Origin of the sequence: Pseudomonas nitroreducens NBRC 12694, assembly GCF_002091755.1 — a bacterium.
GTDB classification, from domain to species: Bacteria; Pseudomonadota; Gammaproteobacteria; order Pseudomonadales; family Pseudomonadaceae; genus Pseudomonas; species Pseudomonas nitroreducens.
Window position 1 is genome coordinate 288892 of record NZ_BDAI01000003.1, and the last position, 24993, is coordinate 313884.

At 64.4% G+C, this 24993-nt stretch carries 25 protein-coding genes and 1 tRNA gene; 14 read left to right on the forward strand and 12 right to left on the reverse strand.

Going from position 1 to position 24993, the window contains the following annotated elements; all coding sequences use genetic code 11:
- Nucleotides 1-50: 50 nt before the first annotated feature.
- From PNI01S_RS10460 to PNI01S_RS10495, 7 genes are all read right to left on the reverse strand, one after another.
- Nucleotides 51-1082: a cytochrome-c peroxidase gene (locus tag PNI01S_RS10460; protein WP_084358167.1), complete on the reverse strand. Its 1032-nt coding sequence runs from the start codon at nucleotides 1080-1082 to the stop codon at nucleotides 51-53.
- A gap of 122 nt (nucleotides 1083-1204) precedes the next feature.
- Nucleotides 1205-1564 (reverse strand): hypothetical protein, encoded by a 360-nt coding sequence (locus tag PNI01S_RS10465; protein WP_084358169.1) that lies wholly within the window; start codon nucleotides 1562-1564, stop codon nucleotides 1205-1207.
- An 87-nt stretch (nucleotides 1565-1651) separates the two neighbouring features.
- Entirely contained in the window at nucleotides 1652-2677 is a 1026-nt protein-coding gene (gene rtcA, locus PNI01S_RS10470; RefSeq protein ID WP_084358171.1) for an RNA 3'-terminal phosphate cyclase, read from the reverse strand.
- Nucleotides 2674-3474, reverse strand: a complete 801-nt coding sequence (locus tag PNI01S_RS10475; protein ID WP_084358173.1) for a nucleotidyltransferase domain-containing protein — start codon at nucleotides 3472-3474, stop codon at nucleotides 2674-2676. Before PNI01S_RS10475 ends, rtcA begins: the two co-directional genes overlap by 4 nt.
- 52 nt (nucleotides 3475-3526) lie before the next feature.
- A complete protein-coding gene (locus PNI01S_RS10480; protein WP_084358175.1) occupies nucleotides 3527-4747 on the reverse strand; it encodes an RtcB family protein in 1221 nt (406 codons plus the stop codon).
- Nucleotides 4748-4779: 32 nt separating this feature from the next.
- The gene (locus PNI01S_RS10485) at nucleotides 4780-5922 is read right to left on the reverse strand and encodes a slipin family protein (RefSeq protein ID WP_084358177.1); all 1143 of its coding nucleotides are present in this window, start codon (nucleotides 5920-5922) and stop codon (nucleotides 4780-4782) included.
- Between the two features lie 352 nt (nucleotides 5923-6274).
- Nucleotides 6275-6347: transfer RNA gene (locus PNI01S_RS10495), tRNA-OTHER, on the reverse strand.
- A 285-nt stretch (nucleotides 6348-6632) separates the two neighbouring features.
- On the opposite strand from PNI01S_RS10495, the gene rtcR reads away from it, so the two are divergent.
- On the forward strand, nucleotides 6633-8234 hold the full coding sequence (gene rtcR, locus PNI01S_RS10500) for an RNA repair transcriptional activator RtcR (protein ID WP_084358179.1): 1602 nt from the start codon (nucleotides 6633-6635) through the stop codon (nucleotides 8232-8234).
- A gap of 13 nt (nucleotides 8235-8247) precedes the next feature.
- Here the strand turns inward: rtcR and PNI01S_RS10505 are convergent, their stop codons facing one another.
- Both PNI01S_RS10505 and PNI01S_RS10510 read right to left on the reverse strand, forming a co-directional pair.
- The gene (locus tag PNI01S_RS10505) at nucleotides 8248-10113 is read right to left on the reverse strand and encodes an Lnb N-terminal periplasmic domain-containing protein (protein WP_084358181.1); all 1866 of its coding nucleotides are present in this window, start codon (nucleotides 10111-10113) and stop codon (nucleotides 8248-8250) included.
- A 61-nt stretch (nucleotides 10114-10174) separates the two neighbouring features.
- Nucleotides 10175-10663, reverse strand: coding sequence for a DUF3015 domain-containing protein (locus tag PNI01S_RS10510; RefSeq protein ID WP_038803701.1), 489 nt, complete (start codon nucleotides 10661-10663; stop codon nucleotides 10175-10177).
- Nucleotides 10664-10892: 229 nt separating this feature from the next.
- On the opposite strand from PNI01S_RS10510, the gene PNI01S_RS10515 reads away from it, so the two are divergent.
- The 6 genes from PNI01S_RS10515 to bamJ all read left to right on the forward strand — a co-directional run bounded on the left by PNI01S_RS10515 (nucleotide 10893) and on the right by bamJ (nucleotide 16156).
- Nucleotides 10893-11216, forward strand: coding sequence for a TraR/DksA family transcriptional regulator (locus tag PNI01S_RS10515; RefSeq protein ID WP_024763072.1), 324 nt, complete (start codon nucleotides 10893-10895; stop codon nucleotides 11214-11216).
- 96 nt (nucleotides 11217-11312) lie between these two features.
- Nucleotides 11313-13820: a Lon protease family protein gene (locus tag PNI01S_RS10520; protein WP_024763073.1), complete on the forward strand. Its 2508-nt coding sequence runs from the start codon at nucleotides 11313-11315 to the stop codon at nucleotides 13818-13820.
- A gap of 146 nt (nucleotides 13821-13966) precedes the next feature.
- Nucleotides 13967-14308 (forward strand): PA4575 family protein, encoded by a 342-nt coding sequence (locus PNI01S_RS10525; protein WP_024763074.1) that lies wholly within the window; start codon nucleotides 13967-13969, stop codon nucleotides 14306-14308.
- Nucleotides 14309-14512: 204 nt separating this feature from the next.
- Complete coding sequence (locus PNI01S_RS10530; protein ID WP_017521628.1) at nucleotides 14513-15007, forward strand: TIGR00645 family protein; 495 nt, start codon at nucleotides 14513-14515, stop codon at nucleotides 15005-15007.
- A gap of 126 nt (nucleotides 15008-15133) precedes the next feature.
- Entirely contained in the window at nucleotides 15134-15430 is a 297-nt protein-coding gene (locus PNI01S_RS10535) for a DUF6482 family protein (protein ID WP_024763075.1), read from the forward strand.
- A gap of 108 nt (nucleotides 15431-15538) precedes the next feature.
- Nucleotides 15539-16156, forward strand: coding sequence for a BamJ family beta-barrel-assembly machinery protein (bamJ, locus tag PNI01S_RS10540; protein WP_024763076.1), 618 nt, complete (start codon nucleotides 15539-15541; stop codon nucleotides 16154-16156).
- 231 nt (nucleotides 16157-16387) lie between these two features.
- Here the strand turns inward: bamJ and PNI01S_RS10545 are convergent, their stop codons facing one another.
- Both PNI01S_RS10545 and PNI01S_RS10550 read right to left on the reverse strand, forming a co-directional pair.
- The gene (locus tag PNI01S_RS10545; RefSeq protein ID WP_024763077.1) at nucleotides 16388-16612 is read right to left on the reverse strand and encodes a PA4570 family protein; all 225 of its coding nucleotides are present in this window, start codon (nucleotides 16610-16612) and stop codon (nucleotides 16388-16390) included.
- 170 nt (nucleotides 16613-16782) lie between these two features.
- Nucleotides 16783-17751 (reverse strand): polyprenyl synthetase family protein, encoded by a 969-nt coding sequence (locus PNI01S_RS10550; protein WP_024763078.1) that lies wholly within the window; start codon nucleotides 17749-17751, stop codon nucleotides 16783-16785.
- Between the two features lie 242 nt (nucleotides 17752-17993).
- Between PNI01S_RS10550 and rplU the strand changes: the two genes are divergently transcribed.
- From rplU to PNI01S_RS10575, 5 genes are all read left to right on the forward strand, one after another.
- Nucleotides 17994-18305, forward strand: coding sequence for a 50S ribosomal protein L21 (gene rplU / locus PNI01S_RS10555; RefSeq protein ID WP_015475683.1), 312 nt, complete (start codon nucleotides 17994-17996; stop codon nucleotides 18303-18305).
- Nucleotides 18306-18328: 23 nt separating this feature from the next.
- Nucleotides 18329-18586, forward strand: a complete 258-nt coding sequence (rpmA, locus tag PNI01S_RS10560) for a 50S ribosomal protein L27 (protein WP_017521622.1) — start codon at nucleotides 18329-18331, stop codon at nucleotides 18584-18586.
- A 158-nt stretch (nucleotides 18587-18744) separates the two neighbouring features.
- Complete coding sequence (gene cgtA / locus PNI01S_RS10565; RefSeq protein WP_024763079.1) at nucleotides 18745-19965, forward strand: Obg family GTPase CgtA; 1221 nt, start codon at nucleotides 18745-18747, stop codon at nucleotides 19963-19965.
- Between the two features lie 203 nt (nucleotides 19966-20168).
- Nucleotides 20169-21287: a glutamate 5-kinase gene (gene proB, locus PNI01S_RS10570; RefSeq protein ID WP_024763080.1), complete on the forward strand. Its 1119-nt coding sequence runs from the start codon at nucleotides 20169-20171 to the stop codon at nucleotides 21285-21287.
- Nucleotides 21288-21298: 11 nt separating this feature from the next.
- Nucleotides 21299-21754 carry a CreA family protein gene (locus PNI01S_RS10575; RefSeq protein WP_024763081.1) on the forward strand — a complete coding sequence of 152 codons (456 nt, stop codon included), beginning with the start codon at nucleotides 21299-21301 and terminating at the stop codon, nucleotides 21752-21754.
- 130 nt (nucleotides 21755-21884) lie between these two features.
- Here PNI01S_RS10575 and rpsT read toward each other — a convergent pair whose 3' ends face one another.
- Nucleotides 21885-22154 carry a 30S ribosomal protein S20 gene (gene rpsT, locus PNI01S_RS10580; RefSeq protein WP_009617555.1) on the reverse strand — a complete coding sequence of 90 codons (270 nt, stop codon included), beginning with the start codon at nucleotides 22152-22154 and terminating at the stop codon, nucleotides 21885-21887.
- A 253-nt stretch (nucleotides 22155-22407) separates the two neighbouring features.
- On the opposite strand from rpsT, the gene murJ reads away from it, so the two are divergent.
- Together murJ and ribF are read left to right on the forward strand one after the other, a co-directional pair.
- Nucleotides 22408-23946 carry a murein biosynthesis integral membrane protein MurJ gene (gene murJ, locus PNI01S_RS10585; protein WP_024763082.1) on the forward strand — a complete coding sequence of 513 codons (1539 nt, stop codon included), beginning with the start codon at nucleotides 22408-22410 and terminating at the stop codon, nucleotides 23944-23946.
- 106 nt (nucleotides 23947-24052) lie between these two features.
- A complete protein-coding gene (ribF, locus tag PNI01S_RS10590) occupies nucleotides 24053-24991 on the forward strand; it encodes a bifunctional riboflavin kinase/FAD synthetase (protein ID WP_024763083.1) in 939 nt (312 codons plus the stop codon).
- The last annotated feature ends 2 nt before the right edge of the window (nucleotides 24992-24993 follow it).

The following is a 24993-nucleotide window of genomic DNA, read 5'->3' on the forward strand; positions in this document are numbered from 1 at the left end:
TCCTTCAGGGGGAGGGGCCGTTGGTCTCAAGGAGGTCTTGACGCTCGCGCTCAATCCTCTGGCTTCGGGGTAGTTGCCGTGCTTGTCGGTAGCAGTGGGTATTCCACCTTCGGCTGTTTGCCGGTGGCGGTCTTGAGGAAGGCGACGATGTCGCCGATTTCTTCCGCGTTGAGCTGCTTGCCGAGCTGAGCGGTGCCCATGATCGCTACAGCTTCCTCCAGGTCCCAGACCTGCCCGCTGTGGAAGTACGGCGCGGTCAGGGCGATGTTACGCAGCGGCGCAGCGCGGAATACGTACTGGTCATTCTGCGTCTTGGTCACCTCGAAGCGACCCAGGTCGCCGGTGGGCAGGATCTTGCCGTCGGGCTTCTTCACCAGCCCGAATGGGAAGTACGCCTGACCGCCCAGGTTCACGCCGTTATGGCAGCTGATGCAGCCGGCGCTCATGAAGGTCTGCAGGCCTTTCTTCTCCTTCGCGTCGAGGGCGGTTTCGTCGCCCTTGAGATAGAGGTCGAAGCGCGAGTCCGGGGTGATCAGGGTCGACTCGAAGGCCTGCAGCGCGCGGGCCATGTTGTCGAAGCTGACCGCCTGCTTCTCGCCAGGGAAGGCTTTTTCGAAGGAGGCGACGTACTCCGGCATGCTGCGTAGCGTGGCCTCGACATTTTTCGGCGAGTTGTGCATTTCCACCGGGTTCTGCACCGGGCCCTTGGCCTGTTCTTCCAGGTCCTTGGCGCGACCATCCCAGAACTGCGCGACGTTGAAGACCGCATTGAATACGGTGGGCGAGTTGCGTGCGCCCTTTTGCCAGGCATGGCCTTTGGAGGTGGGCACGTTGTCGGCGCCACCGGTACCGATGTTGTGGCAGGTGTTGCAGCTGATCACATGGCTGGCGGACAGCCGCGGCTCGAAGAACAACTGCCGGCCCAGCTCGACCTGGTTCGGGTCGAGCTTGTCGCTGGGCTGTTCGGGGATCGGTTTGAAGATGCTGTTGGCCTGGTCGCGCAGGGGGTCGGCATCGGCATGGGCTGCCGCGGTGCTTACCGCCAGCAGCAGGCTGCCCAGGGTCAGTTTGATGGGCTGCATGTGGAGTCTCCTTTTCTCAGGCTTCGGTGTTTTCCGAGTCCAAGGAGAGGCCAGCGCGCCAGCCGCCGGCTTGACCGAAATCAAACGGGCGTTCATGCCGTCTGTGGAATGTTGACGCAGTCTCAGTTTCCCCGCAGGGCTCGGCCGAGCGCGCGGTCCTTCTGTTGCTCCCAGTCGCGGTCCCGGTCGCTGTTGCGCTGCTCTTCGTACTGCTGGCGCTCCTGGCTCACGCGCATCGCCTGGCATTGCTGGAAGCCGTCGTTCCAGCCCAGGGCGTACTTCGGCTCGCCCAGGTAGCGCGGCAGGTTCTTGCGAAACTCCCCGGTGATGGCGCCGGCGGCCTGGCGACCGCTGCCGCAGCCGTCGTCGTAGCCATCGGCGTAGGCGGGCGGATAGCCCTGGGCGATAAGGGTTTCGTGGGTGGTTTCGCAGCCGGCGAGCAACGCGGCGCATAGCAGGGCGAGGGCGGCGCGGTGCGCCATGGAGACTCCCATGTGCCGGGGAGGCGGGCACACGCGCCGGGTAGGGTGATTGGGCGGCACTCTATCCGGCGTTTGGTGAGGAAAGCGTCAAGCTGGCGTGATACGGATGTGCTGGCCGGTTGTCGCCCGTGCCGTGCAGTCGATGCGCACCGGCAGGAAGGCTTCTACCACTGCGCGATTGCTCAGCAGGTGATCGCTCAGCGCTGGCGTGGTGAAACTGCCACCGCCGGCCAATGCCATGGGCAGTAGCAGCTGGTCGGCGAGGTGCTCCTCGACGCTGGTGCCGCTGCGGCGCCATTCGTCTGCCTGGCGCAGCGCCTGGCTGGCGACGCGCTCGGCGCTGACCCCGGACTGGCCGAAGGCGCAGAACACCAGGCTCAGATGCTCGCACTCGATTTCCAAAAGCAGCGCATTGCCCGGGCCCTGATCCTCCGGCAGGCGGACGACCTGAACGGAAGCGGCGTGCCAATCCTGATGCCGCTTCACTTTCTCCAGTTCGCGGTCCGCCACGTGGCCGGGGATGGCGGCCAGCACTGGACGGGCCGAGCGTGAGCGTTCGGCCCCCGCATCCGGCAGATGCAGCGGTTGCAGTTCACCTGGCATCACGCGCACCGCCAGTTCACCACCGCCCGCCGGCATGAAACCATGGCGCAGCAGTTCGAAGCCCACCTTCGCCCCCATGCGCCGCAGCAGCGGCAACCAACTGCGCTGGATGAAGTCCGCCGGTGGCGCCAGCGGGTTGTGCGTGCCGCCGCTGATGGCCAGGCTGCTCGGGCCATCGGCGAACAGCAGGGCGGGCAGCAGCGTCTGCAGCACTAGCACGGCACTGCCCGCGCTGCCGATGGCGAAGCGGTAGTCGCCGCCGCGAATCGCGCCGGGTCGGAAGGTCAGGCTGCGCGAGCCCAGCTCGCCGCCTTCCACCGCCGCGCCGCAGATTTCCGCCGCCGCGCGTACCGCCGTCAAGTGCTGGCGCAGCAGTCCCGGCCGCGAGCGCCGGCCACGGATATTGACGATGCGCAGCGCCTTGCCGGTGATCATCGACAGGCTCAGCGCGCTGCGCAGGATCTGCCCGCCGCCTTCGGCGCCGTCGAGTTCGATCAGGTCGCTTTTCATCTTTCGTGTTTCCTTACTTGCTCGCGCAGGAAGCGATCCAGGCGTTCAGTGTTGTGGCAACCGCCGCGGGGCGCGCCGAGGTTTTCCGCGCGCTGCAGCTCTTGCTCGATCAGCCGGTGCAGGGCCGGGCGCGCCGGGCCGTATTCGGCCTCGACCGCCTGACGCTTGAGCACCAGCAGCTCCTCGACTTCGGCGCGCTGCGCGGCATCGTCTAGCGTTGCTTCCATCAGTGTCTCGAAGACCATGGGCGGCATGCCCAGGCCCTGGTCGATCCATCGCACCGCCAACAAGGGTCGCAGCACGTAGAGGTACTTCTTGTAGCGAACCTCCTCTCCCTGCAGGTAGCCACGAAAATTCTTCTTCGCCATCGACAGGTAGTGCGCCCGTGCGGCAGCGGGCGAGTAGAAGTCCCGTCCCAGTTGGCGCAGGCCCTCGGATGTCGCGGATTCACAGCGATACACCAGCGGTGAGTCCAGCCACTCCAGCAGCGTCGGGTTGGATTTGCGCAGCAGGCGCAGCGTCTTGCGCAATTCCCAACCGCTGAGGTCCAGCTCGTCGGTCAGCGGGCGCTCCAGAACGTCGCGCGGCTCGTCCACACGCAGGTACCAGTCCGGTTGCTGCACATAGACGAAGCGTACGTCGTAATCGCTGTCCGGAGAGGCGAAGCCCCAGGCGCGGCTGCCTGATTCGCAGGCGTAGAGCACGGTGACGTCGTGCTCCTGTTCCAGTCTTGTCAGTTCCTCCAGTACTCGCTCGCGCATGGCGTCGGGTAGTGGATGGCGGTATTCCTTGTTCATGTCCTTGTTCCTTGTCTTGCAGTCGAGGTGGGCGGTTTGCGCCCGACTCGCTTTATCCCTTCACACACACCACCTGACGCAGGGTGTGCAGCACTTCCACCAGCTCGCGCTGGGCGTCCATCACGGCGTCGATGTCCTTGTAGGCCATCGGGATCTCATCGATCACGTCCTTGTCCTTGCGGCATTCGACGTGGGCGGTGGCACGCACCTGGTCTTCCACGCTGAACAGCTTCTTCGCCTTGGTGCGGCTCATGGTCCGGCCGGCGCCGTGGCTGCAGGAGCAGAAGGCTTCCTCGTTACCCAGGCCGCGGACGATGAAGCTCTTGGCGCCCATCGACCCCGGAATGATGCCGAGCTGGCCCTTCTGCGCGGACACCGCCCCTTTACGCGTTACCAGTACCTCTTCACCGAAGTGACGTTCCTTCTGCACGTAGTTGTGGTGGCAGTTCACCGCTTCCAGGCTGGCCTCGAACGGCTTGCGGATCACCTGCCGCGCCGCTGCGATCACCGCGCGCATCATCAGCTCGCGGTTCTGCCGGGCGAAGTCCTGAGCCCAACCGACGGCTTCCACGTAGTCGTCGAAGTGCTGGCTACCTTCCTCGAAGTAAGCCAGGTCACGGTCGGGCAGGTTGGCGATGTGCTGGCGCATATCGGCCTGGGCCAGTTCGATGAACAGGTTGCCGATGGCGTTACCCACACCGCGCGATCCGCTGTGCAGCATGAACCAGACGCGGTTGGCCTCGTCGAGGCAGACCTCGATGAAGTGGTTACCGGTGCCCAGGGTTCCCAGGTGCTTGCGGTTGTTGGTCTTCTCCAGCTTCGGGTACTTGTCGGTGATCGCCTTGAAGCGCCCGGCCAGTGCCTTCCACGCATCGTCGGCGTGCTCGGGCACGTCTTCCCAGGCGCCCTGGTCGCGGCGGCCGAAGGTCTTGCCGTGGGGCACGGCCTTCTCGATGGCGCTGCGCAGGCCGTGCAGGTTATCCGGCAGGTCCGCGGCTATCAGCGAGGTGCGCGCGGCGATCATGCCGCAGCCGATGTCCACGCCCACGGCGGCCGGGATGATGGCGCCTTTGGTGGGAATCACGCTGCCGATGGTCGAACCCTTGCCCAGGTGCACGTCCGGCATGACCGCCATGTGCTTGAAGATGAAGGGCATCTTCGCGGTGTTCATCAGTTGCTGCTTGGCGTCTTCTTCCACCGGCACGCCCTGGGTCCAGAGCTTGATCGGTTTGCCGTTGGCGACTTCCAGCAGTTGGAAGGTTTTCTCTTTCATGTCCGTTTCCTTCGTTGCCGAGCAGGCCCTTGTCAGGCCTGCTTCAGCGTTACCAGTCCATTCAATACCTGATCCAGGCCGCCGAATACCGAGATGCGGTCGATTCGTTCGGCCACCCGTTCCAGGGTTTCCAACTCCTTCAGGCGCAGGGCGGTGGGGTTGTCTTCCATCACCTTGGCCGTGTTCAGCAGCGAGCGGGTCGCCGAGGTTTCTTCGCGGCGACGGATCACGTTGGCCTGCGCGGCTTTCTCCGCTTCCACCACCTGGGCCAGCAGGGTCTTCATCTCGCCCGGCAGGATGATGTCGCGCACGCCCAGGCCGTTGACCTCGATGCCGGTGCCTTGCAGCCGCTCCTTCAAGTAGGCGCCGACCGACTCGTCGATCACCTGCTTGTTTTCCAGCAGTTCATCCAGCGTGCGTGTTCCCACCGCCGCCCGCAGGCCGAATTGCAGCTCGCGGTAGAGGTGCTCCAGCGGCTTGGACAGGCTGGAAAACGCCTTCAGCACATCGCTGTAACGCCAGTTGGCGGCCAGATTCAGGCGCAGGCTCACCTTGTCACGGGTGAGGATTTCCTGCCCGCTGACCTCCAGCGCCTGGATGCGTGTATCGATCAGCTCCACGCTCACCTGGCGGTTGTAACGCCAGAAACCATACTGGCCGGCCGGCAGCAACTCGATCACCGCGCCATCGACCTTCAGCACGCCGACCTGGTAGGCCGGCACCAGGGTTACCAGCAGCGCCTCGGCGCCGATCACGCTGCGGCCGCGCAGGTTGCCCTGCATCTGCTGCAGCAGCGACGGTGCGACGCGGTACTCCTGGCTCAGGTCGATGCGTTCCAGGCGCTGCTCGGTCTGGCCTTTCCAGTACAGTTGGCGGCTGCCGGGTGCGAGGATCTCCACCAGCACGCCGTCCTCGAAACGCAGGCCGGCCTCGTTCTCGGCCAGGTCCATGCGGGTGAAATAGCGTTCGACCAGCGCAGGTTCGGACTGGCGCAGGTAGCCGGCCAGGCGGTGCTCGAACAACGGGGTGTTCAGGCTGAAGGTTTCCACGCTCAGGCGGTTGTACAGGTCCAGGTGGCGGTGGATACCCGGCTCGAGGATCGCCAGGAAATCGCCTTCGGAGTACAGCAGGCCACGTTCGTTCTTCTTCACGGTAAAGCGCTTCAGCAGTTTCATCTCGTTCTCTTCCTTCTTTTCTTTGCCCTTGGGTGCCGGTGTTCGCCGGCCCGTCGGGTGGCGAGGAGGGAGCCTGCGAGAGCCAGGTACTGCGGACTTCCTGTCCATTGCGCCGAATCCATCGGCCAGCACGTGTCTTGTCGCAGGCCCGGTCCTCGTACCGGGCGGGCCGGCGGTGGCTTCGGGGCCCTGGCATATCCGGCCTTCCTGGCCGCTTTGCGCCTGTCCCGTCGCCCACCGGCGGGGTGTTGCCTTCATGAGTAGCTGCCTTAACAGGGCAGTGTTCGAGCGGGAGTCGAACCCGCGACAGGCCATTCCTTCGATGGCTGCTCTACCGGACTGAGCTATCGAACGGCGCGGGCAGGATTCGAACCTGCGACGGTTCCCTCGAAAGGGAGTGCTCTACCAGGCTGAGCTACCGCGCCATCGACCGTGACTGCTGCAGCGGCATGCACGAAGCCGACGCCAGGGGTGGGCTCGGGCACCGGCGGGAGTGGAAGTCCCTGCCCGTGGGCTGCATCAGCGATGCGGTCGAGGGAGATATAGCGAGGGGCGTGCCAGGTTTGCTTTTGGTGGGCGATGTATTTTTATAACTTTTTGATAAATAACGATTTATTTATTTTTATCACATGTGTTTCTGATTTCTCTGGTTGGTCGATATGGATATTTATGGATATTCTGAGATCGTTGTTTATCTTGATAGATAAAAGATGAAAGCCAAGAAAACGGTCGCCATCGGCTTCCTCGGTTCAACCCTGGACCGCGTCGGCAAGGGTGCGGCGCGCTGGCAGAAGTGGCGGCCCACGGTCGGGCTGTGCCAGCAGCAGGACCTGCTGATCGACCGCCTGGAACTGATCCACGGGTTGGATGCGCGGGATGTCAGCCTGGCCGAGCGCATCGCCGCCGACGTGCGGCATATCTCTCCGGAAACCGAGGTGCGCCTGCAGCCGATGGCGCTACGCAACCCGTGGGACTTCGAGGAGGTCTACGGCGCGCTGCATGATTTCGTCGGCGGCTATGCCTTCGATACCGAGCACGAGGACTACCTGGTGCACATCACCACCGGGACCCACGTCGCGCAGATCTGCTGGTTCCTCCTGACCGAGGCGCGCTACCTGCCTGCGCGGCTGGTGCAGGCCTCGCCGTCACGGCGCAAGGACGAGGCGCGGCAGCCGGAAGGGACGGTCGCGGTGATCGACCTCGACCTGTCGCGGTACGACCGCATTGCCACGCGCTTCCGCCGAGAGCAGGAGGAGAGCCTGGCGTTCCTCAAGTCCGGTATCGCCACGCGCAATGCCGAGTTCAATCGTTCCATCGAGCAGATCGAACGGGTTGCCGGGCGTTCCCGCGCGCCGATGCTGCTGATCGGCCCGACCGGCGCGGGCAAGTCCTTCCTCGCCCGCCGCGTCTACGAACTCAAGCGTGCGCGGCACCAGTTCCAGGGGCGTTTCGTCGAGGTGAACTGCGCCACGTTGCGCGGTGATGGCGCGATGTCGGCGCTGTTCGGTCATACCAAAGGCGCCTTTACCGGCGCGCAGAACGCCCGCGAAGGGCTGTTGCGTGCGGCGGACGGCGGCATGCTGTTCCTCGACGAGATCGGCGAGCTGGGTCTGGACGAGCAGGCCATGCTGCTCAAGGCCATCGAGGAGAAGCGTTTCTTCCCGCTGGGCTCGGACCGCGAGGTGGGCAGCGATTTCCAGCTGATCGCCGGTACCCACCGCGACCTGCGCGAACGCGTCGCCGAAGGGCTGTTTCGTGAGGACCTGTTCGCCCGCATCAATCTCTGGACCTTCGACCTGCCGGGCCTGGCCGGGCGCCGCGAGGACATCGAGCCGAACATCGATTTCGAGCTGGAGCGCCACGCTCGCGAGCAGGGCCGGCTGGTGCGCTTCAACCGCGAAGCGCGCATGCGCTACCTGGCCTTCGCCAATTCGCCGCAGGCGCCGTGGAGCGGCAACTTCCGCGAGCTGTCGGCGTCCATCACGCGCATGGCGACCCTGGCCGACAGCGGGCGGGTCGACGAGGCGCTGGTCGAGGAAGAGATCGGCCGGCTACGCCGCTCCTGGGGCGCCACCCAGGCGGAAAGCCTGCTGCAGCCTTTGCTGGGGGAGGGCGCCGAGGCGCTGGACCTGTTCGACCGCCTGCAACTGGAAGCGGTAATCGGCGTCTGCCGGCAGGCACGCAGCCTGTCCGACGCCGGTCGTCAGCTGTTCGCCATCTCGCGCCAGGAAAAGCAGAACCCCAACGATGCCGATCGCCTGCGCAAGTACCTGGCGCGCTTCGGCCTGGATTGGGCGTCGTTGAGGGGCTGAGGCGCAATGCGCCTCAGTAGTGGTACCAGCGCAGCTCCAGCATCACCTCGTTGCGCGGGCTGGCCTCGTGGCTGAACTCGCGCTGGGCGGACAGGCGCAGCCCCAGGTTGCGGCCCAGTTCCACCTGCTGGCCGAAGCTCAGGGTGCGGCGCACTTCGCCGTTGTGGAAGAAGTCGCCCTTGCCTTCGAGGCTGAGGTTGCCCAGCGGGTTGCTCCACAGCACGCCGGTGTCGAAGCCCATGGCCGGGGCGATAGTGGCGGCGAAGTCCGGGTTGTTCTCGATGCGTGCAGTGCCGAGGGCGTAGGCCTGCAGATCGTCGGTCAGTTTCCAGCTGCCGCCGGCGCCGCCGTTCAGGTGGCCGACCAGGGTGTCGTGGTCGTTGTCGCTGTGCTTGCCGACCACCCGTTCCCAGCCGCCGGCGACCTGCCAGGACAGCGGTTGCAGCAGCTCGTTGCGCGGCGTCATGGAGCGGATGGTGACCAGGTCCAGTTGCTGCAGTTGCCAGCGGTTGCCTTCGTACTGGCGCAGCTTGAGCTGGCCGATCTCGATCTGCGCGCCCAGCGGGAAGCCATAGGCGTTGTCGTCGAGGTCGTGGTAGGCCATGCGCAGGCCGTACTGGGCGAAGGCTTCGCCGTCGCGGCTGCCGGCGCCCAGTTGCCAGGTGCGCGACTCGTGGCCGTTCTCCGGCTGGCCGGGGCGCTCCACCTCCAGTGCCGGCGGCGGGTTGCGGTTGATCGCCTTGAGCAGGTTGTAGCTGCGCGAGGCGGTGGACTGGTCGCGCTCCTGGCCAGTGGCGCGGTAGCGCACCAGGCGGAAGGCGGTGTCCTGCACCAGGGCCTGACGGTCAGGGGGCAGGGCGGCGAATTCGGAGCTCTGCAGCTGGCTGTCGTCGTCGGCGATGTGTCGCGCCAGTACCTTCTCGTCGTGGCTCAGCGGTTCGCCGCGGGCCAGCAGCTCGCGCTCGCGGGAGGGGCGGTAGTCCACGCGATCGATCAGCCCGGCGTCCTTCACCGCGCGCACGGTGTCGGTGGGGATGGCGGTGAGCGGGAAGTGGTCGGTGAGCTCGGTGCCGGGACGGGCGATCTCCAGCAGCTCCAGCAGGCGGAAGGAGCAGTTCTCGTCGAAGAAGTAGTACTTGAAGCGGATCTGCTTAAGCTCCCAGACGTGCTCGACCATGCGCGCGGTTTCTTCCGGCGTCAGGTTCAGGCGGTATTCCCAGAGGTCGCGATTCTCCAGGCGGCTGTATTCCGAGAGCTTCTCGCGGTAGGGCACCAGGGCGAACAGGCCGGGGTAGCCGCCCATCAGGCCCTTCCAGGCATAGAGGATGCTGTTGTCCATGCCCTCGATGTAGGCGCCGAAGTTGAGCGCGTAGCTGAGCAGGGCGGTGTTGTCGGAGTCGACATCGGCCTGGTCGATGCGTAGCAGGGTGTGGCCGAACATCGAGGAGGGGCTGTTCAGGTAGGCGGCCGGGAACACCAGCACGGCGCTGTGCGGGTTGATGTCGTGGTACCAGGTGGTGAATTCCTTGCACTCGACCGCCGGCAGGTCATCGAGCTGCAACTGCTGGCGCAGCCAGCGGGTGCGCGCCGGGTAGACGCACTGGGCATGCTTGTCGCCGAGGCTGGCCGGGGCGTAGAGGGCCTTCACGGTGGCGGCCAGTTCCGATTGCGGATGGCGATCACCGTCCTTGGCGAGGAAGAACTTCGGGTCGTCGACGAAGCTGCGCCAACCGCCGAGCTTGGCGTGTTCGTAGTGACCCAGGGCCAGCCAGTAGGGTTCGTCAGCCAGCGTCTGCAGGCGTTGTGGGTCGATCGCCGGCGAAGCCAGCAGTGGGGTGCAGGCGCACAGCGCCATCCAGGGCAACAGGCGTTTGGGCATCGAATGGGCTACTGGAAGGGAAGGGTGAGCCCGCCCGGAGCGGGCGGGCTCGCGTTGGCCATCAGGCCTGTTCGGCGTACTTGGCCAGGGTGCTGTCCTGTTTCAGGACGGCCTGGGTGTTGGCGTAGACGTCCTCGGCGGTGACGTCGGACTTGTTGAAGATCTGTGCGAAGTGCTCGTGGGTGACCTGGGCGAAGTGCGCACGGTCCTCGGGCTTCACGCCCAGTACCACGGCGTAGGTGGTCAGCGCTTCGCCGTCACCCTTGGCCATGTCTTCGGACAGCTCGTCCATCATGCTGCTGAGCACGATCATCGGCTTGCCGCCATAGGTCAGCGCGCCGTTGGTGTGGCAGCCGTTGGTGCCGGTGGTCATGCCGAAGGTGTTGTTGCCGCTGGTGCCGTTGGTGGTGGCGGCGAGGACGTGGGTCGCAGTGCCGCGCTGGCCCTTGAACAGCATGTTCCCCCAGCCGCAGCCGTCGCTGCCGGGGGCATCGGCGAGAGCGCTCAGGGAGGCGGTGGCGAGGAGGGTACCGAGCAGAATCCTTTTCATCGTTTTTCTCTCTTTTTGAGGTCGGGGACCATTGAACAGTCGCTGACAGCGAAACAGCGCCTGCCAGAGCTTTTCTCCAATGCCTTGCGGGTGTCAAGGCAACCGCCGCTGCAGTCAGTATGGCCGGGGCCGGTTGAAGGGCTCGGATGGCTTGCTGTTGATCGGCATCAGCGGCGGAAGTCTTGGAACCGACCACACTTGAATCAGTTCCCCTTGCGAGGATGTAGTCATGGTCGATTTCGATCCGCGGCCAGCGCTGGACCAGTTGGCGGCCGAGTATTCCAAGCGTGCCGAAGCCATTCGCCGCGACCTGGGTCGCAGCCACTCGCCTGACTTCGCCGAGCAGGCCCAGCAGCGGCAGAACGACGATGTCCTGCGCGCCCTGCTGGCCGAGGCGGAAGCGGGCATGCGCCTGGTGGGCATGGCGCGCCTGCGCCTGGCCGACGGCACCTATGGCGAGTGCGCGCGCTGCGGCGAGGCTATCGAGGAGCGGCGCCTGCGTGCCCTTCCTGCCGCTGAGCACTGCCTGCGCTGCGCCGACGCAGTGGACTGACACTGTCACCAATACTGCCTTGCCAGTGGCGCGCGGGCGGCGCGAGAATGCGGACGAATCTCCGCGGCCTCGCGCCGCTCGAAGCAAGGACCTCCAATGCCCGATTCCGTTGCTGCCGGCCTGCGCCTGGCGCCCGATGAACTGACCCGTCCCTTCACTCCCGAACAGTTTCCCTTCAAGACCACCGAAGAACTGGAGCCTTTCCTGGGCGTGCTCGGACAGGAGCGCGCGGTCGAGGCGCTGCAGTTCGGCGTGGCGATGCCGCGTCCGGGTTACAACGTGTTCGTCATGGGCGAGCCCGGAACGGGCCGCTTCTCCTTCGTGCAGCGCTACCTGAAGGCCGAGGGCAAGCGCCTGCCGACCCCGGCCGACTGGGTCTACGTCAACAACTTCGACGACTCCCGCGAACCGCGCGTGATCGAGCTGCCACCGGGCAGTGCCGCCGAGTTCGGCGCCGATATCGATCACCTGATCGACAACCTGCTGTCCACCTTCCCCTCGGTGTTCGAGAACCCGGCCTACCAGCAGAAGAAGAGCGCCATCGATCGCGCCTTCAACCAGCGCTACGACAAGGCCCTGGATACCGTCGAGCGCCTGGCGCTGGAGAAGGAAGTCGCCCTGTACCGCGACAGCGCCAACATCGCGTTCACCCCGATGAAGGACGGCAAGGCGCTGGATGAGGCCGAGTTCGCCCAACTGCCGGAAGAGGAGCGCGAGCGCTTCCACGCCGACATCGCCGACCTGGAGGAACACCTCAACGAGGAGCTCTCCAGCCTGCCGCAGTGGAAGCGCGAGTCCAGCAACCAGTTGCGCCAGCTCAACGAGGAGACCATCACCCTCGCGCTGCAGCCGCTGCTGGCGCCGCTGGTGGAGAAGTACAACAACAACTCCGGGGTCAGCGCCTACCTGCAGGCCATGCAGCTCAACCTGCTGAAGACCGTGGTCGACCAACTGGTGGACTCCGAACGTACCGACCCGCAGCGCAAGCAGAGCCTGGAAGAGCAGTACGCGCCTAACCAGGCGATCGCCCACCATGCCACCGGTGGCGCGCCGGTGGTGTTCGAGTCTCACCCGACCTACGACAACCTGTTCGGCCGTATCGAGTACGCCTCTGACCAGGGCGCGCTCTACACCAGCTACCGCCAGCTGCGCCCCGGTGCGCTGCACCGCGCCAACGGCGGTTTCCTGGTGCTGGAGGCGGAGAAGCTGCTCAGTGAGCCATTCGTCTGGGATGCCCTCAAGCGCGCGCTACAATCGCGACAGCTGAAGATGGAGTCGCCCCTGGCCGAACTGGGCCGCCTGACCGCCATGAGCCTGACGCCGCAGGTGATCCCGCTGCACATCAAGGTGATCATCATCGGTTCGCGGCAGATCTACTACACGCTGCAGGACCTGGATCCGGATTTCCAGGAGATGTTCCGCGTACTGGTGGATTTCGACGAGGACATCCCGCTGGCCGAGGACAGCCTCGAACAGTTCGCCCAGTTGCTCAAGACCCGCACTTCGGAGGAGGGCCTGGCGCCGCTCACCCGTGAGGCCGTGGCCCGCCTGGCCACCTACAGCGCCCGCCTGGCCGAACACCAGGGCCGCCTTTCCGCGCGCATCGGCGACCTGTTCCAACTGGTCAGCGAAGCGGACTTCATCCGCCAGCTGGCCGGCCAGGAAGTGACCGACCTGGGCCACATCGAGCGTGCCCTGAAAGCCAAGGAAACCCGCACTGGTCGCGTCTCGGCGCGGATTCTCGACGACATCCTCGCCGGCATCATCCTGATTGACAGCGAAGGCGCCGCGGTGGGCAAGTGCAACGGCCTGACCGTACTGGAAGTCGGCGACTCGGCCTTCGGCATGCCGGCGCGCATTTCCGCCACCGTCTATCCGGGCGGCAGCGGCATCGTCGACATCGAGCGCGAGGTCAACCTCGGCCAGCCGATCCACTCCAAGGGCGTGATGATCCTTACTGGCTACCTTGGCAGCCGCTACGCCCAGGAGTTCCCCCTGGAGATTTCCGCGAGCATCGCGCTGGAGCAGTCCTACGGCTATGTGGACGGCGACAGCGCCTCCCTGGGCGAGGTCTGCACGCTGATCTCTGCCCTGTCGCGCACGCCGCTGCGCCAGTGTTTCGCTATCACCGGATCGATCAACCAGTTCGGCGAAGTACAGGCGGTCGGCGGGGTCAACGAGAAGATCGAAGGCTTCTTCCGCCTCTGCGAGGCCCGCGGCCTGACGGGCGAACAAGGCGTGATCATCCCGCGCGCCAACGTCGCCACCCTGATGCTCGACGAGCGTGTGCTGCAGGCGGTGCGCAACGGTCAGTTCCATATCTATGCCGTGCGCCAGGCCGACGAGGCGCTGAGCCTGCTGGTCGGCGAGCCCGCGGGGGCGCCGGATGCCAAAGGCCACTTCCCCAAGGGCAGCGTCAACGCCCGCGTCGTGGAGCGCCTGAAGGAAATTTCCGAGCTGGGCATGGATGAGGACGAGAAGGAGAAGCCGGCGAAGGAGGCAGTAGCCGCCAAGCCGGTCAGCAAGCCGAAGGTGGAGAAGGTGCCGGTGGACAAGGCCCCCGTAGAGAAAGAGCGCGCCCGCAAGAAGAAAGACGTCGACTGAGGACGGCCAGGGCAGGGCGCCGGCCGGGACATTCCACCGGCGCCATTTTCACGCCGTTGCCCGCAAGATGGCCGGATAAATCCGCACTTTCGCGTGTCAGAACCTGGGTGTAGTCTCAATCTCAGGACAACCGCGAGGGTGCCGCCATGCCGCGTAACCTCTGCCTTATCCGCCCCTGTCTGGGGCTGACCACGCGCATTGAGTGCGAGATCAGGCCGCTGGCCGGAGAGAATGGACTCTGGACTTTGTTGTGCGCCGCCGGCATGTCCGGTGCGCAGCCCACCGCCATCAAGGCGCAGGGCCCGTTCTGCGGGCCTTTCGTGGCCGAAGGTGTGCTCGAGGCGATCTCCGACTGCCTGGCCCAGCAGGGCTACATCGTGGCGGACGATCCCCCCATCTGGCAGTTGCACCTGCAAGGCGAACTGCGCCGCCTGAACGGCGAGCGCTCGCGCCATGTCGGCAACTTCCAGTTCCGCCCCGAGGGTTGAGGCTTTCAAGGCCGGGAGAGGAACTGTGCAGTCCCTGCACGATCCACTGAAAGCCGCGGGGCGCCTGGGCGCTACGGTTTCATACCGCGGCCGCCTACCTATTTATCCACAGACATATTTATCTATAGAAAGCCGGGATAACTCGCAAAGGTCATCCGCTATACTGCGGCCGCCCCTTTCCCAACGACCATTCCTGCGAGAACCATGGAACGCTTCGTCGAAAACTCCCTGTATGCCGCGCGCTGGCTGCTGGCGCCGATCTACATCGGCCTGTCGCTGGCCCTGCTGGCGCTGACCATCAAATTCTTCCAGGAAATCTTCCACATCCTGCCGAGCATCTTCAGCATCGCCGAGGCGGACCTGATCCTGGTGCTGCTGTCGTTGATCGACATGGCGCTGGTCGGTGGCCTGCTGGTGATGGTGATGTTCTCCGGCTATGAGAACTTCGTGTCGCAGCTGGATATCGACGAAGGCAAGGAAAAGCTCAGCTGGCTGGGCAAGATGGACGCCAGTTCGCTAAAGAACAAGGTGGCGGCTTCCATTGTGGCGATCTCCTCGATCCACCTGCTGCGCATCTTCATGGACGCCAAGAACATCGAAGACAACAAGCTGATGTGGTACGTGATCATGCACCTCACCTTCGTCCTCTCGGCTTTCGCCATGGGCTACCTGGACAAGGCCACGCGCCACGACCACTGAAGCCCTGCTGCGCCATCCACGCCGCCCGGCCGTTGCAAAACGGACGGGCGGTTGCGTTTTCACCTTGCGGTGAGCGCCTGCTGGTCAAGACTTTCCGCGTGGATCAATCCGCAGGAGGTGCAGCACATGAATCTGCAGGAACTGACCAGCCGCTCCGTCGCCGGCGACATCGACGAGATCAACCTGGTGTCGCTGGAGGGGGATATCTACGTGCTGGAAGCACGCATGGGAGCCCGTTTCTATCCGGTTCAGGACGAGGCCGGGCACGTCATCAGCGTGCGCTCCGTTGCCCACGCGCGTGAAGTGCTCCGGGCGCTACCCAGTGTCCCCTTCCATCTGGTACATGCCGTGGTGCACGACGAGATGTGCGGCATGGACGATGAGCGCGACATCGGCGCGGGCGTGACCATCCCGTTGCATTAGGTCCCGGGCGCTGGGCCCGTCCCGCTACGCGAGGCTCGCACGGTGGGGGCGGCGGTGCATCTGTGCTAGGCTGGCGGCCCTTTTTTGAACCCCCAGCGGAGCGCCGCCATGAGCGAACTCAATCTTTCCACCGACGAAGCCCGCGTCAGCTACGGTATCGGCCGTCAGCTGGGCGACCAGCTGCGCGAGAACCCGGTCCCGGGCATGACCCTCGACGCCATCCTCGCTGGCCTGTCCGACGCCTACGCCGGCGCCGAAAGCCGTGTTCCGGGCGAAGCCCTGTCCGCCAGCTTCCAGGTAATCCGCGAGCGCATGCAGGCCGAAGCCCAGGCTAAAGCCGAAGCCGCCGCCGCCGTTGGCCGCGAGTACCTGGTGGAAAACGCCAAGCGCGAAGGCATCACTGTCCTGCCGTCCGGCCTGCAGTACGAAGTGCTGGTCAGCGGCGACGGCGCCAAGCCGTCCCGCGAAGACACCGTGCGTACCCACTACCACGGCACCCTGGTCGATGGCACCGTCTTCGACAGCTCCTACGAGCGCGGCCAGCCGGCCGAATTCCCGGTGGGCGGCGTGATTGCCGGCTGGGTCGAGGCCCTGCAACTGATGAACGCCGGCAGCAAATGGCGCCTGCATGTGCCGAGCGAGCTGGCCTATGGCGGCCAGGCCGTCGGCAGCATCCCGCCGCACAGCGTGCTGGTGTTCGACGTCGAGCTGCTGGAAATCCTCTGATCCCACGAGGGTTCACTGCGGAGTGCCATCCCTGGCCGCTCCGCAGGAAAAGGGGCGCTCCGGCGCCCCTTTGTGCATCCGCCTCCCGGGCGACGGAGCACTGGCGACGCGTCCTGCGCCGCCACAATCGTTCAGGTGCACCCGCGTTTTTGTAGGAGCGACCTTGCTCGCGAACCTGGTGACGTTGGTGCGGAGCTCTTTGCGAGCACGCTCGCTCTCACAGGCTTTTGCCTAGCGCAGTGCGCGGGCGTAACAGAACAGGAACAGGTTGCGCACCAGTTCCTTGAGCACCAGCGGTTCGCTGGTGCTGAGCTCGGACAGCTCCAGGCCGCCCTGTTCGCGCAGCTCATCCAGGGCCTCTTCCTCCAGCACTGCGCAGACTTCCCCGGTGTCCCGATGCAGGATGCGCAGATAGGGGTGCGGGCGATCCAGCCAGGCGTCGATCATGTAGGTCATGGCATGTTCCTCCGTGCAGACCGTTTAATGAGAATAATTCTTATTATCTCAATAGCAAGCCTGAATTGGAAAAAATTTCGCGCCGGTGACGATCTATTGTTCCCGATCAACGGGCAGGCAACAAAAAGCCCGCCGCGGCGAACCGGGGCGGGCCTTTGTGAAACGGCGGATCAGTGCGTGCGGGCGACCGAGAATTCCGCGAGCTCGATCAGTGCGGCGCGATACTCGTTGTCCGGCAGTGCCTTGAGGTGCTCGATGGCGCGGGCGGCATACTCGCGTGCCAGGTTGGCGGTGTAGTCCAGCGCGCCGGCGGCTTCCACGGCGGCGCGGATGCCTTCCAGGTCCTGGCTGCCGCCCTGTTGGATGGCCTTGCGCACCAGCGCAGCCTGCTCCGGGGTGCCATCGCGCATGGTGGCGATCAGCGGCAGGGTCGGCTTGCCTTCGGCGAGGTCGTCGCCGACGTTCTTGCCCAGGCTGGCGGCATCGCCGCGGTAGTCGAGCAGGTCGTCCACCAGCTGGAAGGCGATACCCAGGGCATCACCGAACAGTCGCAGCGCCTCGGATTGCTCCGGCTGAGCGTTGGCCAGTGCGGCGGCGCTGTGGGTAGAGGCTTCGAAAAGCATCGCGGTCTTGCCGCGAATGACTTCCATGTAGGTTTCTTCGGTGGTGCTGGCGTCGCGGACCTTGGACAGCTGCAGCACTTCGCCTTCGGCGATCACGCGGGTAGCCTGGGAGATGATGCGCATCACCGGCATCGAGCCCAGTTCGACCATCATTTCGAAGGAGCGTGCATACAGGAAATCGCCCACCAGCACGCTCGGCGCGTTGCCCCACTGGGCATTGGCGGTGGCGCGACCGCGGCGCAGGCCGGAGGCGTCGACCACGTCGTCGTGCAGCAGGGTAGAGGTGTGCAGGAATTCGATGGTGGCGGCCAGCAGCTTCAGGTCGTCGCCCGAATAGCCCAATGCCTTGCCCGAGAGGAGCACCAGCAGCGGGCGCAGGCGCTTGCCGCCAGCGGAGATTATGTAGTCGCCGATCTTTTCCACCAGGGGAACGCGGGAAGTGAGTTGGCGACGGATGATGCCGTCGACGGCGGTGAAGTCGTCCGCCACCACGCGATAGAAAGCCTGGGGTTGCATTAAAGACAGCGCTCCTCGTAGATTGCGCGGCATGCTAGGTGCCGCGGGGAAGACCTGTCAAGGCGAGGCCCCATGGGGCTTGATCCGCGCCGAGCGTTTGCGTAGAATCGCGGCCCCGAACTTCCCTGGCATATCCTGCCTTACGCAATTGCACGGGCGTCCTTTCCGGCCCCATGCAGCCATGCCGACCGATTCCTCTTTCTATAAAGCGTCGGGTGAGCAGGTCTAACGGAGACATCCAGATGTACGCAGTAATTGTTACTGGTGGCAAGCAATACAAAGTCACCGAAGGCGAATTCCTCAAGGTCGAAAAACTCGACGTCGCCACCGGCGAAGCGATCAACCTGGATCGCATCCTGCTGGTCGCCAACGGCGATGACGTCAAGATCGGCCTGCCGGTGGTAGAAGGCGCGAAAGTGACCGCGGAAGTGGTTTCCCACGGCCGTCACGACAAAGTGCGCATCATCAAGTTCCGCCGCCGCAAGCACCACATGAAGCGTCAGGGCCACCGCCAGTGGTTCACTGAAATCAAGATCACCGGCATCCAGGCCTAATTCCTCTTCAGGAGAATTGACTCATGGCACACAAAAAAGCTGGCGGTAGTACCCGCAACGGCCGCGACTCAGAAAGCAAACGCCTTGGCGTGAAGCTGTTCGGTAGCCAGGCTGTGAAAGCAGGCAACATCATCGTGCGTCAGCGCGGCACCCAGTTCCACGCTGGCTACGGCGTTGGCATGGGCAAGGATCACACCCTGTTCGCTAAAGTCGACGGCGTGATCAAGTTCGAAGTGAAAGGCGCCTTTGGCCGTCGCTATGTAAGCGTCGTCGCTGCCTAAGCGAGCTCTCACTGAAAAAGCCCTGTCTCGCGACGGGGCTTTTTTGTTTCTGGCGTTTCCAGGCGAGGTGCCGTCGGTTCGGGCGTTTGCGTGGACTTGGCTGTATCCTATGCTCCTTTTCTTATTTTCAACCCGCCGCTAGGCGGGAGGCGTTCGCAATGAAATTCGTCGACGAAGTATCCATCCACGTGAAAGCCGGTGACGGCGGCAACGGCCTCATGAGCTTCCGCCGCGAGAAGTTCATCGAGAAAGGCGGTCCCAACGGCGGTGACGGTGGCGACGGCGGCTCGGTGTATCTCGAGGCCGACGAGAACCTTAATACCCTGGTGGACTACCGCTACACCCGTCGTTTCGACGCCCAGCGTGGCGAGAACGGTGGCAGCAAGGACTGCACTGGCGCCAAGGGTGACGATCTCGTCCTGCCCGTGCCGGTCGGTACCACCATCATCGATGCCAATACCCAGGAAATCATCGGTGACCTGACCGTTGCGGGTCAGCGCATCATGGTTGCCCAGGGTGGCTGGCATGGCCTGGGTAATACCCGTTTCAAGTCCAGCACCAACCGCGCGCCGCGCCAGACCACTCCGGGCAAGCCCGGCGACGCGCGTGACCTCAAGCTGGAGTTGAAGGTGCTGGCAGATGTCGGTCTGCTCGGCCTGCCGAACGCCGGCAAGAGCACCTTCATTCGCGCGGTTTCCGCCGCCAAGCCGAAGGTTGCCGACTATCCCTTCACCACTCTGGTTCCGAACCTGGGCGTGGTCAGTGTCGGCCGCTTCAAGAGCTTCGTGGTCGCCGACATTCCTGGCCTGATCGAAGGTGCTGCCGAAGGCGCTGGCTTGGGGATCCGCTTCCTCAAGCACCTGGCGCGTACCCGCCTGCTGCTGCATATCGTCGACATGGCGCCGCTGGATGAAAGCGATCCGGCCGATGCCGCGGAAACCATTGTCCACGAGCTGGAGAAGTTCAGTCCGGCGCTGACCGAGCGCGACCGTTGGCTGGTGCTGAACAAGATGGACCAGATCCTCGAGCCCGAGGAGCAGGAGCGTCGCAAGCAGGCCGTGGTCGAGCGCCTGGGTTGGGAAGGTCCGGTCTATGTGATCTCCGCCCTGGAGCGTGAAGGCACCGAGAAGCTGAGCCAGGACATCATGAAATACCTCGACGAGCGCACCCTGCGCATCGAGGAAGAGCCGGCCTACGGCGAAGCCCTGGCGGCCCTGGATCAGCGCATCGAAGACGAGGCTCGTGCTCGTCTGCAGGCTCTGGACGACGCCCGTGCTCTGCGCCGTTCCGGTCTGAAGAATGTCGACGATGTGGACGACGATGATTTCGAGGATGACGAAGACGACGGCGATGGGCCGGAAATCTTCTACGTGCCTTGATCGGAGCGGTGCCCGCCGGTCCGGATGAAACGTGTGAAGCCTGACTTCTAGAGCCTGTTCAACGTCTTGCCGAGCGCAGCTCAGGCAAGGCAAAAGCAGGTGAAAAAGCGCAGTTTACGAGTGGTAAATGAGCATTTTGAGCCTGCTTTAACGCAGTATGGGCAAGCGCAGGCAGACATTGGACAGGTTCTAAGGTTGAGGGTATGCGTGAGAAGGTAACTGGCGCCAAGCGCTGGGTAGTCAAGATTGGCAGTGCGTTGCTGACCGCCGATGGTCGCGGTCTGGATCGCGATGCCATGGCGGTTTGGGTCGAGCAGATGGTCGCGCTGCATCGCGCGGGCGTCGAGCTGGTGCTGGTGTCCTCGGGCGCCGTCGCGGCAGGCATGAGTCGCCTGGGTTGGGCTTCCCGACCTAGCGACATGCATGAGCTGCAGGCCGCCGCTGCCGTGGGGCAGATGGGGCTGGTGCAGGCCTGGGAGTCCAGCTTCGCTGTGCATGGCCTGCAGACCGCGCAAGTGTTGCTGACCCATGACGACCTATCCGACCGCAAACGCTACCTGAACGGCCGTAATACCCTGCGCACGCTGGTCGATCTCGGCGTGATTCCGGTGATCAACGAGAACGACACCGTGGTCACCGACGAAATCCGTTTCGGCGACAACGACACCCTGGCGGCGCTGGTGGCCAACCTGGTCGAGGCTGACCTGCTGGTGATCCTCACTGATCGTGACGGTATGTTCGATGCCGACCCGCGCAATAATCCCGACGCGCAGCTGATTTTCGAGGCGCGTGCCGATGATTCGGCGCTGGATGCGGTCGCTGGCGGCACCGGTGGTGCGCTGGGGCGTGGTGGTATGCAGACCAAGCTGCGTGCGGCCCGTCTGGCGGCGCGTTCCGGCGCGCATACTGTTATCGTTGGCGGTCGTATCGAGCGTGTGCTGGATCGCTTGCGTGTTGGCGAGCGTCTCGGCACGCTGCTGACTCCCGAGCAGAGCCGCAAGGCGGCGCGCAAGCAGTGGCTGGCCGGCCACCTGCAGATGCGCGGCACATTGGTGCTGGATGATGGTGCGGTCAAGGCCGTTGCTCAGGATCACAAGAGTCTGCTGCCGGTCGGTGTGAAGGCTGTGCAGGGCGGCTTCCGTCGCGGCGAGATGGTGGTCTGTGTGGATCAGCAGGGGCGCGAAATCGCTCGCGGGCTGGCGAACTACAGTGCACTTGAGGCGCAGAAGATCATTGGCCAGCCGACCGATGCCATCGAGGGCCTGCTGGGCTATGTCGATGGGCCGGAGCTGGTGCACCGCGACAACCTGGTTCTGGTCTGAGGGGTACTCGCATGCGCAAGGGATTGATCGCTGCATTGCTGTTGTTGCCGGCATTGGCTCGGGCCGATGTGATCGGTGAAGTGTCCACCGTCTTCAAGTGGGTTGGGCCGAACGACAAGATAGTCGTCGAGGCTTTCGATGATCCGAAGGTGGCGGGCGTCAGCTGTTACCTGTCGCGCGCCAAGACCGGCGGTGTGAAGGGTGGGCTGGGTTTGGCGGAGGATCGCGCCGAAGCGTCGATCTCCTGTCGTCAAGTCGGGCCGATCCGATTCTCTGGTGAGCTGAAGGATGGCGAAGTGGTCTTCCAGCAGCGCACGTCCCTGGTGTTCAAGACCATGCAGGTGGTGCGTTTCTTCGACAGGAAGCGCAATGCGCTGGTCTATCTGGTCTACAGCGACCGCGTCATCGAGGGCAGTCCGCAGAATGCGGTGACGGCGATTCCGATTATGCCGTGGCCTGAAAAGTAAGACGAAGAAGGGCGGATTGACCGCCCTTTCTTTTTGCCCGCAGAAAGTGCACCTGTGGATAAGTTCTCAATAGGCAAATCGCAGGCAATAAAAAACCGGCCCTGGGGCCGGTTTTTCAAGAACGGAACGCTTACGCGGTGGCCAGGGCCTTCACGTGGGCGTTCAGGCGGCTCTTGTGGCGAGCGGCCTTGTTCTTGTGGATGATGCCTTTGTCGGCCATGCGGTCGATGACCGGTACGGCAGCAACCAGAGCGGCCTGGGCCTTCGGCAGGTCCTTGGCGTCGACTGCTTTGACTACGTTCTTGATGTAGGTACGAACCATGGAACGCAGGCTGGCGTTGTGGCTGCGACGCTTCTCAGCCTGTTTGGCGCGTTTTTTGGCGGAAGGTGTGTTGGCCACCGTCGAGCTCCTCGAAAAAAACTTGGGATGTTGCGAATAAATTAAGGCCGCGAATAATGCCGTTGCATCAAGGCCTTGTCAAGGGTATGAGCCGCCTCCGACGAGTGGTGCGACAGGTGCACGCTCTCCGGCGGATGGGGTGATTTATTCGCCCCGCGGCCCTACACTGCTGCGCTTCGCCTGGCAGTCGAGCAATCGCTCTAGGCCAGGGCTGCACCCTGCAGGGTCGGCCATTCTACCAGTTCTGGACGCTATGAACCTACTCAAGTCGCTGGCCGCGGTCAGCTCGATGACCATGATCTCGCGGGTGCTCGGCTTCGTGCGCGACACGATCGTCGCCCGCATGTTCGGCGCCGGCATGGCCACCGACGCCTTCTTCGTCGCCTTCAAGCTGCCCAACCTGCTGCGCCGCATTTTCGCCGAAGGGGCGTTCTCCCAGGCTTTCGTGCCGATCCTGGCGGAGTACAAAACCCAGCAGGGCGAGGAGGCGACGCGCACCTTCATCGCCTATGTATCCGGCCTGCTGACCCTGATCCTCGCGCTGGTCACTGCGCTGGGCATGCTCGCTGCGCCCTGGGTGATCTGGGTGACGGCGCCCGGCTTCGTCGATTCGCCGGAGAAGTTCGAACTCACCAGCTCCCTGCTGCGGGTGACCTTTCCTTATATCCTGCTGATCTCGCTGGCCTCGCTGGCGGGGGCAATCCTCAATACCTGGAACCGTTTCTCGGTGCCGGCCTTCGTGCCGACGCTGCTGAACGTCAGCATGATCCTGTTCGCGCTGTTCCTGACGCCTTACTTCGACCCGCCGATCATGGCGCTGGGTTGGGCGGTGCTGGCCGGCGGCCTGGCGCAGTTGCTCTACCAGCTGCCGCACCTGAAGAAGATCGGCATGCTCGTGCTGCCGCGCATCAATCTGCGCGATTCCGGCGTCTGGCGTGTGCTCAAGCAGATGGGGCCGGCGATCCTTGGTGTCTCGGTCAGCCAGATTTCGCTGATCATCAACACCATCTTCGCCTCGTTCCTGGTCGCAGGCTCCGTGTCCTGGATGTACTACGCGGACCGCCTGATGGAGCTGCCGTCCGGGGTTCTCGGCGTGGCGCTGGGCACCATCCTGCTGCCGTCGCTGGCCAAGACCTACGCCAGCGACGATCGTCATGAATATTCGCGGCTGATGGATTGGGGCCTGCGCCTGTGCTTCCTGCTGGTGCTGCCGTGCTCCCTGGCCCTGGCGGTGATCGCCGAGCCGCTGACCGTCGCGCTGTTCCAGTACGGCAAGTTCAGCGCCCACGATGCCCTGATGACCCAGCGTGCGCTGATCGCCTATGCGGTCGGTCTGCTCGGCATCATCCTGGTGAAGGTCCTGGCCCCGGGCTTCTACGCGCGGCAGAACATCAAGACGCCGGTGAAGATCGCGCTGTTCACCCTGGTTTCCACCCAGCTGATGAACCTGGTGTTTATCGGTCCGCTCAAGCATGCGGGTCTGGCGCTGGCGATCAGCCTCGCGGCCTGCCTGAACGCCGGCCTGCTTTATTGGCAGTTGCGCAAGCACCAGCTGTTCGATCCGCAGCCGGGCTGGGGCAAGTTCATCGCCAAATTAGTCCTATCTGTACTGGTGATGTGTGCGGTGCTGATGGGCATGATGCACTTCATGCCGGCCTGGGATCAGGGGGGGATGCCGATTCGCCTGGTGCGCCTGGGTGCGCTGGTGGTGGCCGGTGTGGTCGCCTATTTCGGTATGCTCGCGCTCCTGGGCTTCCGCCTGCGGGACTTCTCCCGCCGCGCGGTGCTGTAACCTTCGCCAGGCAAAGCATTGCATCGGTTTGCGGCGACGGCATTTTGCCTGTCGCATGGCAACGGGTGCAGGTATAATCGACCACTTTCTGAGCAATACGCGCGCTATGCAGCTGCTTCGAGGCCTTCACAACCTGCGGCCCCTGTCCGGGGGCTGTGTCGCCACCATCGGTAACTTCGACGGCGTCCATCTTGGCCACCAGGCGATCCTGGGGCGTCTGCGCGAGCGTTCGCTGGAGCTGGGCGTACCCAGCTGCGTGGTGATCTTCGAGCCGCAGCCGCGCGAGTACTTCGCACCCGATGCCGCGCCGGTACGCCTGAGCCGCCTGCGCGAGAAGCTCGAATTGCTGCGTCAGTACGGCGTCGATTTCGTGCTATGCCTGGCCTTCAATCTCCGCCTGCGCGAGCTGTCGGCCGCCGAGTTCGTTCGCCAGGTGCTGGTGGAAGGCCTGCAGGTCCGCCATCTGGAAGTGGGCGACGATTTCCGCTTCGGCTGCGATCGTTCCGGCGACTTCGCCTTCCTGGTCAACGCCAGCGCGGAGCAGGGCTTCACGGTCGAGGCCGCGACCACGGTGGAAGTCGACGGCATGCGCGTGAGCAGTTCGCGTATCCGCAAGGACCTGGCCGACGGCGACCTGCACATGGTCGAACGCCTGCTGGGTCGCCCGTATCGCCTGAGCGGCCGCGTGCTGCACGGGCAGAAGCTGGGGCGCACCCTGGGCTCGCCCACTGCGAACATCCAGCTCAAGCGCCGCAAGGCGCCGCTCAATGGCGTCTACCTGGTCAGCACTCTCGTGGCTGGCCAGCGTCGCAACGGGGTTGCCAACATCGGCACCCGGCCGTCCGTGAATGGCGACGGTCGGCCCCATCTGGAAGTGCATCTGCTGGATTTCGCCGGCGATCTGTACGGCCAGCACCTGGATATTACGTTCCACCAGAAGCTGCGTGATGAGCAGCGTTTCGCCTCGCTCGAGGCGCTCAAGGCGGCCATCCTCGCCGACATCGCCGCCGCCCGAGCCTACTGGCTGGGCCAACCGCTTGATTGAAG